15 protein-coding genes are annotated in these 10,306 nt (G+C 69.5%); 12 read left to right on the plus strand and 3 right to left on the minus strand.

Annotated features, from left to right (window positions below):
* The first annotated feature begins 47 nt into the window (after window positions 1-47).
* The 7 genes from E1285_RS39735 (at window position 48) to E1285_RS39765 (ending at window position 5,884) form a co-directional block, all read left to right on the plus strand.
* Window positions 48-1,187: an acetoin utilization protein AcuC gene (locus E1285_RS39735; RefSeq protein WP_243723375.1), complete on the plus strand. Its 1,140-nt coding sequence runs from the start codon at window positions 48-50 to the stop codon at window positions 1,185-1,187.
* Window positions 1,184-2,086: a phosphatase gene (locus E1285_RS39740; RefSeq protein WP_132159767.1), complete on the plus strand. Its 903-nt coding sequence runs from the start codon at window positions 1,184-1,186 to the stop codon at window positions 2,084-2,086. The genes E1285_RS39735 and E1285_RS39740 overlap by 4 nt, the downstream gene beginning before the upstream one ends.
* Before the next feature lie 363 nt (window positions 2,087-2,449).
* Window positions 2,450-2,653, plus strand: coding sequence for a helix-turn-helix domain-containing protein (locus E1285_RS39745; protein ID WP_131877351.1), 204 nt, complete (start codon window positions 2,450-2,452; stop codon window positions 2,651-2,653).
* A gap of 416 nt (window positions 2,654-3,069) precedes the next feature.
* Window positions 3,070-3,168, plus strand: coding sequence for an AURKAIP1/COX24 domain-containing protein (locus E1285_RS39750; RefSeq protein ID WP_018654693.1), 99 nt, complete (start codon window positions 3,070-3,072; stop codon window positions 3,166-3,168).
* Between the two features lie 50 nt (window positions 3,169-3,218).
* Complete coding sequence (locus E1285_RS39755) at window positions 3,219-4,226, plus strand: NAD-dependent epimerase/dehydratase family protein (protein WP_132159768.1); 1,008 nt, start codon at window positions 3,219-3,221, stop codon at window positions 4,224-4,226.
* Window positions 4,227-4,257: 31 nt separating this feature from the next.
* Entirely contained in the window at window positions 4,258-5,235 is a 978-nt protein-coding gene (locus E1285_RS39760) for a lysophospholipid acyltransferase family protein (protein ID WP_132159769.1), read from the plus strand.
* A 73-nt stretch (window positions 5,236-5,308) separates the two neighbouring features.
* Window positions 5,309-5,884: a QsdR family transcriptional regulator gene (locus E1285_RS39765; RefSeq protein ID WP_132159770.1), complete on the plus strand. Its 576-nt coding sequence runs from the start codon at window positions 5,309-5,311 to the stop codon at window positions 5,882-5,884.
* An 8-nt stretch (window positions 5,885-5,892) separates the two neighbouring features.
* Here E1285_RS39765 and E1285_RS39770 read toward each other — a convergent pair whose 3' ends face one another.
* Together E1285_RS39770 and E1285_RS39775 are read right to left on the minus strand one after the other, a co-directional pair.
* A complete protein-coding gene (locus E1285_RS39770; protein WP_132159771.1) occupies window positions 5,893-6,267 on the minus strand; it encodes a hypothetical protein in 375 nt (124 codons plus the stop codon).
* Complete coding sequence (locus tag E1285_RS39775; RefSeq protein ID WP_165966950.1) at window positions 6,246-6,650, minus strand: ATP-binding protein; 405 nt, start codon at window positions 6,648-6,650, stop codon at window positions 6,246-6,248. Before E1285_RS39775 ends, E1285_RS39770 begins: the two co-directional genes overlap by 22 nt.
* A gap of 253 nt (window positions 6,651-6,903) precedes the next feature.
* Here E1285_RS39775 and E1285_RS39780 point away from each other — a divergent pair, with 253 nt between their 5' ends.
* The 4 genes from E1285_RS39780 to E1285_RS39795 are packed head-to-tail and all read left to right on the plus strand — an operon-like array spanning window position 6,904 to window position 9,096.
* Window positions 6,904-7,719, plus strand: coding sequence for a DUF5753 domain-containing protein (locus E1285_RS39780; protein WP_132159773.1), 816 nt, complete (start codon window positions 6,904-6,906; stop codon window positions 7,717-7,719).
* Window positions 7,716-7,895 (plus strand): DUF397 domain-containing protein, encoded by a 180-nt coding sequence (locus tag E1285_RS39785; RefSeq protein WP_132159774.1) that lies wholly within the window; start codon window positions 7,716-7,718, stop codon window positions 7,893-7,895. Before E1285_RS39780 ends, E1285_RS39785 begins: the two co-directional genes overlap by 4 nt.
* Window positions 7,896-7,903: 8 nt before the next feature.
* Window positions 7,904-8,107, plus strand: coding sequence for a DUF397 domain-containing protein (locus tag E1285_RS39790; protein ID WP_132159775.1), 204 nt, complete (start codon window positions 7,904-7,906; stop codon window positions 8,105-8,107).
* Window positions 8,108-8,118: 11 nt separating this feature from the next.
* Window positions 8,119-9,096 (plus strand): hypothetical protein, encoded by a 978-nt coding sequence (locus tag E1285_RS39795; protein ID WP_132159776.1) that lies wholly within the window; start codon window positions 8,119-8,121, stop codon window positions 9,094-9,096.
* Between the two features lie 51 nt (window positions 9,097-9,147).
* Here the strand turns inward: E1285_RS39795 and E1285_RS39800 are convergent, their stop codons facing one another.
* Window positions 9,148-9,930, minus strand: coding sequence for a phytanoyl-CoA dioxygenase family protein (locus E1285_RS39800; protein WP_132159777.1), 783 nt, complete (start codon window positions 9,928-9,930; stop codon window positions 9,148-9,150).
* Between the two features lie 101 nt (window positions 9,931-10,031).
* Here E1285_RS39800 and E1285_RS39805 point away from each other — a divergent pair, with 101 nt between their 5' ends.
* Window positions 10,032-10,214: a hypothetical protein gene (locus tag E1285_RS39805; RefSeq protein ID WP_207947160.1), complete on the plus strand. Its 183-nt coding sequence runs from the start codon at window positions 10,032-10,034 to the stop codon at window positions 10,212-10,214.
* The last annotated feature ends 92 nt before the right edge of the window (window positions 10,215-10,306 follow it).

Raw genomic sequence — 10,306 nt, forward strand, 5'->3', positions numbered from 1 at the left:
CCCCTCCCGAGAACTGCGGGCTCGAGGTCCTCTGGGACGAACGGCTCATCTCCTACGACTTCGGCCCCGGGCATCCCATGAACCCCGTGCGCGTCGAGCTGACGATGGCGCTGGCCCGGGACCTCGGCGTCCTGGACCGGCCGAACGTGCGGGTGTCGGAGTTCGAGGCCGCGGGCGACAAGCTGCTCCGGCTCGTCCACGAGGAGCCCTACATTGCCGCCGTCAAGCACGCCGGCGCGACCGGGCTCCCCGAGATCCGGTACGGCATCGGTACCACCGACAACCCCGTGTTCCTCGGCATGCACGACGCGTCCGCCCTGGTCGCGGGCGCGTCCGTCGCGGCGGCCGAGGCGGTCTGGACGGGACGCGCCGAGCACGCCGTGAACGTCTCCGGCGGCCTGCACCACGCGCTGAGCGGCTCGGCCAGCGGGTTCTGCGTCTACAACGACCCGGCCATCGCGATCGCGTGGCTGCTGGAGAACGGCGCCGAGCGCGTCGCCTACGTCGACATCGACGTCCACCACGGCGACGGCGTCCAGGACGCCTTCTACGACGACCCGCGCGTCCTGACGATCAGCCTGCACGAGACGCCGCGGACGCTGTTCCCCGGCACCGGCTTCCCGAACGAGACGGGCGCGGACGGCACGTCCGTCAACATCTCGCTGCCGCCCGGCACCGGCGACCGGCCGTGGCTGCGCGCGTTCGCCGCGGTCGTCCCGCCGCTGCTGCACAAGTTCCGCCCGGACGTCCTGGTCACCCAGCACGGCGCCGACGGCCACGCGCTCGACCCGCTCGCGCACCTCACCCTCAGCGTGGACGGGCAGCGAACCGCGTACGGCCTGCTGCACCGGCTCGCGCACGAGACCGCGGGGGGCCGCTGGGTCGCCACCGGGGGCGGCGGCTACGAGCTGGTGCAGGTCGTGCCGAGGGCGTGGACGCACCTGCTGGCCGAGGCGGCGGGCGGGCCGATCCCGCCGGACACGCCGGTCCCGGAAGGCTGGCGCGAGTTCGCCCGGCAGCGGACCGAGGAGATCGCCCCCCGCCGGATGACGGACGGGACGGACGTTGTGGAGGTCAGTGCGTGGGGGAGCGGATACGACCCGGCGAATCCCATCGACCAGGCGATCCTGGCGACGCGGCGGGCGGTGTTCCCCGAGCACGGCCTCGACCCGATGACGGACGAATGACGAACGGAAACCCGCCAGGAGCGGCCGCGCCGAAGCCCGCGCCGACCAGGGACGAGCTGCGCACCCACCTCGTCCGGACGATGATCGCCGGTGACGTGGCGACGCCGCGCCAGAACAACCTGCTGCACTACCGGCGGATGGCCGCGGGCCGGCCGTACTACCAGTTCGGGCTGGAGCTCAAGCCGTCGTGGACGGAGCAGACCGTCCTGGAGATGATGGTCGAGCGCTGCGGTGTCGACCCCGACCCCCGGCACATCTACGGGGACGACACCATCGACCCCGAGATCACGCTCGACACGCTGGAGGCGATGGGCGAGCGGATCGGCCTCGCCGCCCGCCGCCGGGAGAACGTCGTGCTCGCGACCGGGCATCCGGCGACGCTGACACCGCTGTACCAGGAGGTCGCGCGGGCGCTGGCGGACGCGGGCTGCCGGCTGCTGACGCCCGCGGAGGGCTGGACGTACGAGATCGAGTCCGGCTACTACGGCGGCCTCGACGTGCGCCGCATCGTCTACGCCGATCCCGGTGTGGCGATGCTGGAGGGCGACGACTTCCGGACGCATCACACGCATGACCCCCACCCGATGGAGGCCATGCTCCGCGAGCTCGCCGACAGCACCTCCGAGGGCTCCAATAGCGCCTTCGAGGGCGCCGCGGGAGCTAAACCTGATTTTTGGCCGGATCTGGCCATCGCCGATCACGGGTGGGCGGGAGCCGCCGGCGAGGCGGGCATCGACACCGTCGGGTTCGCGGACTGTAACGATCCAGCGCTGTTCGCGGGCGCCGCCGAAGGCAAGGTCGACGTGGTCGTCCCGCTCGACGACGGCGTGGCTGCGCACCACTATGCGCCGCTGACCGCGTACATCCTTGATCACGCGGGTCTGTACCCGTCCATCTGACCTCACCCGGCCTCGCCGCGCCCGTATCCCGGGCCGCCGTGCCGTCGCCCGTTTTGTCACTGCGTGTGACAGGGCCGCCCTAGCGGGACGGATGGGCTTGCGCGACGCCCTCGGGAGCGCCGGAACCGCAGGTCAACGCGGGGTTTTGGTTGACAAGCGTTCGCCGCACCACTCCCTGTGCCGTATATATCCACCCTCCGTGCCGGATCAGCACTGTGTCCCTCAGGTCAGGTCAGGATACGGAAATGTGCGGAACTCCCCTCTTGCGACTGCCGATACGCGATTTACGCTGGAGGAAGTACACGTGCGTGATCAAAGTCACCCAAAGGGCCGGTGCGCGGCACGTGTGGAAGAGGGCGTCCGATGACCTCAGGCGAGCGACCTCTGAGCGAGGTCAGGTTCCTGACCGTGGCCGAAGTGGCCTCGGTGATGCGGGTGTCCAAGATGACCGTCTACCGCCTCGTCCACTCCGGCGAGCTGCCCGCGATCCGCGTGGGCCGTTCGTTCCGGGTCCCCGAGCAGGCCGTTCACGACTACCTGCGCGACGCGTACATCGAAGCCGGATAACGGGTAAGGGCGGGGCATGAGCCACGACCCCGCCGAATACTCCAAACCCGGCCGTGCAGGGGGCATCGGGACAATCCCCCGGGAATGTCCCGAAGCTGGGGAAGCAGGACGAGGACCGGCAAGTCGGTCCGGACACCAAGCGGGACGGGCCGCGCGGCGACCACCCGGTGGCCGGGCAAGCCCGCCCGCGCGAAGCGGTGCCCGGTGCCGCGCGAGGCGCGGCGCCGGACTCCGCATGCCCGCCCGGCGCGGGACCGGCGCGGCGCAGCGCGCCGTGGGACAGGGCGCGGCGTGATCCCCCTCGTTGCAGCGGTACCCTTGGGCGTCGGCCCGTGTGCGCGTTTCGAGTTTCGAGTGATGCTCGCCTGCGGCACGACGGTCTTCTGCACATCACCCGATACGCCGAGTGAGGTCCCATGGGCTCTGTCATCAAGAAGCGCCGCAAGCGCATGGCCAAGAAGAAGCACCGCAAGCTGCTGAAGAAGACGCGTATCCAGCGTCGCAACAAGAAGTAGTCGTCACGCCGGCCACGCAGCCGTAAGGGGTGGGGCGCACAGTGTCCTCGATGCCCGCCGCCGCGGCCCGTGTCGTCCTCGTCACGGGCGTCTCCCGTTTCCTGGGGGCGCGGGTCGCGAACACCCTGCAAGCCGACCCGGGCATCGAACGGGTCATCGGCGTGGACACCGTGCCGCCCGAACCGCTGCCCGGCCTGTCGCTCGGCCGCACCGAGTTCGTCCGCGTCGACATCCGCACGCCGAGCATCGCGAACATCATCGCGTCGGCCGGGGTCGACACCGTCGTGCACCTGAACCTGGTGACCTCCTCGGCGGTCCCGCGGGCGAAGGTGAAAGAGCTCAACGTCATCGGCACGATGCAGCTGCTCGCGGCCTGCCAGCGCTCGCCCGACATGCGCAAGCTCGTCGTGCGCTCCTCGGCCGCCGTGTACGGCTCCTCGCCGCGGGACCCGGCCGTGTTCACCGAGCAGGACCTGCCGGCCGAGGCGCCCACGTCCGGGTACGCCAAGGACGCGGTCGAGGTGGAGGGCTATGTCCGGGGCCTGATGCGGCGCAGGTCCGACCTCACGGTGTCGGTGCTGCGGTTCGCGAACTTCCTCGGCTCGGGCGTGGACTCCCCGCTCACCCGGTACCTGCACCTGCCGGTCGTCCCCACGGTGCTCGGCTTCGACCCCCGGCTCCAGTTCGTCCACGAGGACGACGGCGTCGAGGTACTGCGCCGCATGACCGTCGAGGACCACCCCGGCTGCTTCAACGTCGCGGGCGACGGCGTCCTGCTGCTGTCCCAGGCCCTGCGCCGCGCCGGACGCCCCTACCTGCCCGTCCCGTCGCCGTCCATCTCGGTCTTCGGCGACATGGGGCGGCGCTTCGCCGGCCTGTCCGGGTTCTCGCCGGAACTGCAGCGCTGGCTGACGTACGGACGGGTCATCGACACCGCCGCCCTGGAGAACGAGCTGTCGTGGCGTCCCAAATACAGTTCCGAGGCCGCCTTCGCGGACTTCGCCGACGCCGAGGGCTTCGGCCACGGCGCGCTGACGTCCCTGTTCGGACGGCTGTGAGCTCCCGGACGCGCATGGAGGAGATGCCAGGATGATGAACGCCCACCGCAAGGACGACGACGAGGGCGCCCAGGTCATCGACCTCGACTCGGCCCGCCAGGACGACGACGACGCGTCCCGCCATCCCCACAACGGTCACTCTCACCACGGTCACTCTCACCACGGGCCCTTCGACCCCGGCCAGATCGAGCGCGGGATCGCGTCCGGCCTGGCGTTCCTGCGGCGCCGCCTGGCGGGCGACTACGAGGTCGACGAGTTCGGCTTCGACCCGGAGTTCAACTCCACGGTCTTCTTGCCGATGGCGCGCGCGCTCTACGAGCACTGGTTCCGCGTCGAACTCTCCGGTGTGGACAACATCCCGGACGGCGGCGCCCTCCTCGTCGCCAACCACTCCGGAACCATCCCCCTCGACGCGCTCATGCTGACGGTCGCGCTCCACGACCACGCCGACCGCCAGATCCGCCTGCTCGGCGCCGACCTCGTCTACCAGATCCCGCTCCTCGGCCACCTGTCCCGCAAGGCCGGGCACACGCTCGCCTGCAAGTCCGACGCCGCCCGGCTGCTCTCCAAGGGCGAACTCGTCGGCGTCTTCCCCGAGGGCTACAAGGGCGTCGGCAAACCGTTCGCCGACCGCTACCGGCTCCAGCGCTTCGGCCGCGGCGGCTTCGTCGGAACGGCGCTGCGCGCCGGGGTCCCCATCGTCCCCTGCGCCATCGTCGGCGCCGAGGAGATCTACCCCAAGCTCGCCGACGTGCCCGCGCTCGCCCGCCTCCTCGGCCTCCCGTACTTCCCGGTCACCCCGACGTTCCCCCTTCTCGGCCCCGCAGGGCTCGTCCCGCTCCCGTCCAAATGGATGATCCAGTTCGGCGAGCCGATGACGCTGGACGAGCACGACGCCGACGCCGCCGACGACCCCATGACGGTCTTCGACATCACCGACCATGTCCGCGAGAACGTCCAGCAACTCCTCTACGACGCCCTCCTCCGCCGAGGGCCCGCGTTCCTCTGAGGGCGCCGCGGATGCGGGTAGTCTTCTCGGCACCGGTGAAGGGGGAGCCATCAACGAACCCGGGAACACCGAGTTGAGCCGGCGTCCGCACGACGCGCCTCCGCGCCCCAACGCGCTCAGCGTGTTCAATCTGGCCCGCCAGTGGTTCATCCAGGGACGCCGGATCGACATGGGCGAACTGGGCGCCGAACTGGGCGTCAGCCGCGCCACGCTGTTCCGCTGGGTCGGCAACCGCGACCAGCTCACCGCCGACATCCTCCGCGACCTCGCGACCAAGACGTTCCACAGAGCCCTCGCCACCCACTCCGACACCACCGGCGCCGAACGGGTCTCCGCCGTCATCGGCGACTTCGTCCAGATCCTCGCCGAGACGCGCTTCTTCGTCGACTTCGTCCACCGCGAGCCGGAGCGGGCGCTGAGGCTGCTCACCACGAAGGCGAGCCCCGTCCAGGGCTACGCGATCGAGCGCGTCGAACAGCTCCTCGACGAGGAGATCACCCCGCCCTCGGGCCCCCAGGCGATCCGCCACCACGACCTGGCCTACCTGATCATCCGCATCTGCGAGTCGCTGCTCTACACCGACCTGATCACCGGCGAACCCCCGAACCCGGACATCGCCCGCCAGGCGATCTACGCCCTGATCCGCTGACGCGGCGGTCACCAGGTGGACGGGAAGAGACGGTGTTTGAGGAGCCGGTCGACCTGGGCGGCGGCCCCCTCGGCGTCCCCGCAGAGGCACAGGTAGCCGCGCCGCCCCCATTGCGCCTCGTGGTAGGCCCACGTGCCGCCGGGGGTGGCGAGGACGCTGACCACTATGCCGACGTCCTTGGTCGCCCGCGCGTGGACCCACAGCAGCGGAACGGGGACGGCGAACTCCTCACGCCGGTAGAACCGCATGAAGCGCCACCCTTGAGGGGAGAGCGCCGTGGCCAGCTCGTCCAGGCACCGCACGGCCGTCTCGTGCCCCCGACGGGTGCGCCACCGCAGCAGATGACGCTCGGCCCGGACGGTCAGAGCCCGCACTTCGCCCACGCCACCTTCCCTCCTTCCAGCAAGGGCCGCGTCCCCCAGTCGTGAGCGAGGAGGGCCACCATCAGCAGCCCCCGCCCGTCGGTCGCCGCGTAGTTCTCCGGCCGCATGACCGGCTGCCCTTCTCCGCCGTCCCAGACTTCGATCACCGGACGGCCGTCGCGCTCGTCCTGGAACACCCGGACGACGATCGGTCCGTCCCCGTGCACGAGCGCATTCGTGACCAGTTCGGAGACGATGAGCCGTCCGGTGTCGTCGTCGGCGACGCCCCACTCGGCGAACCGCCCGGCGAGAAACCGCCGCGCCTTGGCCGGTGCCTGCTCAGTGGGGTCGAGGACGACGGTCGAATCGCATTCGGCGGTCGTTTCTTTTGTGAAAAGGTTCATCGCCGCCCGCCAGTGCATGCTGTCCGATTTGCTCGGCTGGTGGCGAAAACGCATACTGCTTTGACCGATTCGGGGGGAACTGTCAAAACGATCGCCTCGAACATCTCGACCTCCATTTCTGTCGTCCTGTGGCCGAGCATCGCGCAAAGTGTCATCCTGGTGAATGCGTACGCGACGTCACAAGGCAACCTCGGAGCATGGCCTGGCATTCATTGGTGGTCATGGGTCATGCCTGGTCATCGGGAGACACGAAATGCCGCAGCCCCCCAAGCGCCTCACCCCGTCGAACAGCGCCCTCGACCTGTTCGGCTCAGAAGTCCGCAGGTACCGCGTCCTCGCGAATCACAGCATCAAGCAGCTCGCGGACAAGATCCCCTACAGCGCCTCGTTCATCGGCGCGGTCGAACGCGCAGAATCCCACTGCGAACGCACCTTCGCCGAACACTGCGACACCGCCCTCGACACCAAGGAGGCCCTGGCCCATCTCCACGACGGCCTGTTCGGCGACAAGAAGGACGGCTTCCCCGAATGGTTCCGCAAGTGGCCCACCGTCGAAGAGGAGGCGGGAACCCTCAAGGTCTACGAGCCCACCGTCGTCTATGGGCTTCTCCAGAAGGAGGAGTACGCGAGCGCCCTGCTCTTCGATGACCGTGAGGCAATCGACGCGCGGCTGGCTCGGCAGGCCATACTCGCGCGAACGGATCCAAGGCCCCCACGTGTGGTGTACGTCCTCCCCGAGTTTGTGCTCTGGTACAACGTGGGGGGCGCAGAGGTGATGCGAGCCCAACTCCAGTACCTCGCGGAGATCAGTACGCCACGCCTCAGCGTTCAGGTCATACCGAACGGCGTTCCCCACCCCGGCAACGAAGGAGCGTTCGTTCTGGCGACTCTCCGTGACGGCCAGGAGATCGCTCTTGCCGAGACCGCGGCGCGTGGAATCATGATGGATACGCGAGAAGACATCTCCAGGCTCAAAGACAGGTTCGACGCGATCTGCACGCAGGCCCTCCCGACAAGCATGAGCGCCGACTTGATCAACCGCACGATTGAAGAGAAGTGGAGAACATGAACAGAGAGCTCACTTGGCGTAAGTCGAGCCGCAGCGGCAGCTCCGGCGGCAATTGCATCGAGTTGGCCAGCATGGAGAGCATGGTGGCCGTTCGTGACTCCAAAGATCCACACGGCCCCGTCCTCGTCGTGTCCCGCGCGGCGCTGCGTGACGCCGTCCGTGCTGCAGATGGGTGAGGACGCTCATGGACGACGTGCCCTGGCGTAAGTCGAGCCGTAGCGGCAGTTCCGGCGGTGACTGTGTCGAGTTGGCCGGCGTGAAGGACGCGGTGGCCGTTCGTGATTCGAAGGACCCCCACGGCCCGATCCTTGTCGTCCCCCGTGTGGCGCTGCGTGACGCCATCCGCGTGGTGGACGAGGGAGGACGCCCGCGAGGTGATCTGGCGTAAGCCGAGTCGTGGTGGAAGCCCCGAAGGAAGCGGCCTCGAACTGGGGCGCCATGACCTGGCGGGCGGGGCGGCTTGAGGGGCGTGAGGCCAGGCGGGATCGGGAGGTGGCCGCGCTGTTGGCGGCCAGGGCGTTCGTGGAGATCCGGCACGTGGCCGGGAACGTCCGGCGGGCGCCGGAGGACTGGTCGCCTGAGGATGATCTGGAACGCGTCAGGTTCCTCGCCGATCTGTGCCACAATCTGCCGGGAATCGCCCGTCCACCTGTCTGGAAGCCGTCCCGCCGGGGTGCCCCCGCCGGGAGCATTCGGCAGGCGATGACGAAACGGCCGATGGGCTGGACCTGGCACACCACCGGCCCAGAAGGGCGCGCCTGGATGCTGCGCCACATCGAACAGGCCGGGCGCAGTTGGACGCCACCGCCACCACTACCCGCTCGTCGCAAAGGCCCGTCGCCCATGACGCTGCGGCAGCGGGCGGGCGTACTCCTCGGACGCTGGCCGGTCAGGCCCCCGGACGGGCGTCAGGCGCTTCCGGCTGAAGCACACGTGCTCAAGGCCCTCGACGCCGACGCGATCTGCGCCCTGTACGAGGAGGCCGGACGGCTCCGACTCGGCCTCGGCACAGGCGGACCCTGGCTGCGGGCCCACCTGGACACCGACAGCGTCCACTACCTGGTACCGGATCCGGCGAACTACTACTGGCCCGGCACCCCGAGCGGCCGGGGCGGCGAGATCCGCTGGTGGCAGTGCACCGCGCTCCTGCGGATGCGGGACGGCGAACAGGTCACCGGCATGCTCGCCGTGCTCCCGGAGACCTTCGAGGCGCTGCCCTCGACTCTGCCCCGACGGGAACAGGTACGCCTCGTCCACCGCGCTCGCGCCGCCGAGCGAGACACCTATCTCTGGGGCCGGGACCACAAGGCCGAGTGTGACCCGCAAACCTGCGGCTTCGTCCCCGAAACCACCGGCAGCCCTCCGCCGGACGACTGACGGGCAGCCTCCATCACCGGGAACGTCCCACCGCGAACGCCGGGGTCGGGGTCACTGTCCGAGACCTCGCCTGATCGCTGTCTCGACGGGCGAGAGGCGTCCTCCCGCAAGGTTGACCCAGTGCGGCGTCACCGGGCTGAGCTTCGGCTGGGCCAGGAAGCGCGGATTTTTTCCGGCGTGCGGTTGGCCGGCGTGTACCAGGAACGGGTGGCACAGGTAGACGTCGCCCGCGCTACCGGTGGCGTGGGCCGTCGGACGGTGTCCGGTGGCGGCATCCGCCCGCCGGGCCAGTTCCCTGGCGTCCAGTCCGGGCTCCCCCTCGGGTTCGAGGACCCGTGCCACGTCAAGGTGCGAGCCGACGCGCAACCGGGTGGGCGCGTCGTTCTCCCCGACGTCCGACAGCAGGAAGAACATCAGCAGCGCACGCTCCCTGGACTCGACGTTCGCGCGCCACGTCATGTAGTCGTCCGGGGCGGAGGTGGAGCTGGGAAAGCTCACATCGACGTGCCAACCGTCGACGACGGACGGTTCCTCACTCGGAAAGCGGACCACGAATCCGCCCAGGCTGGTGCGGGGTGTCCAGCGGCCTTTGCCCACCAGGACGTCGAACGCCGCGTGCAGGCGCGGCATGTTGGCCGCGGCCACGAACGGCGCTTGCGGGTAGTCCGGTCGCGCCGCCACCGGCCGCGGCCACGTGGCCGGTTCAGCGGGGTCGGCGTCGAGGTCCCGCCAGATGATCTCCCGGCACTCGTCCGCGATCTCCCTGGGGAACGCGCCCTCGATCCGGACGAAACCGCCCTCGACGAAAGCATCCACCTGGGCGTCGTCAAGCATGATCACATGATGCTCGCGGGAGCGGCGGCGCCGCCACCCGTAGCTGACTGGGTCCATGTTGACTGGGGCCGTGTTGACTGGGGGCCGTGTTGACTGGGCCCATGGAATATGTCGGACGGGTGCCCGGACCGCCGCTCGACTTGTTCATCGACGACATCTACTGCCTGACCGGGGTGCCGCGCCACCGCCGGATGAACGTCCCGCCGATGCCGTCGGGACACCTGTTCATCAACCTGGGTGAACCCGCCCTGAGCTTCCCCCCGTTGCACGGACACCCGAGGTGAGGTCACTCGACGGCGTCTGAGGGCAGGTTGAGCCCTTCGAACGTGACGGGGCTATGCATCCCAATACTGGAATGCCGCCTGTATGGATTATA

The sequence above is a fragment of the Actinomadura sp. 7K507 genome (assembly GCF_004348425.1).
Classification (GTDB): domain Bacteria; phylum Actinomycetota; class Actinomycetes; order Streptosporangiales; family Streptosporangiaceae; genus Spirillospora.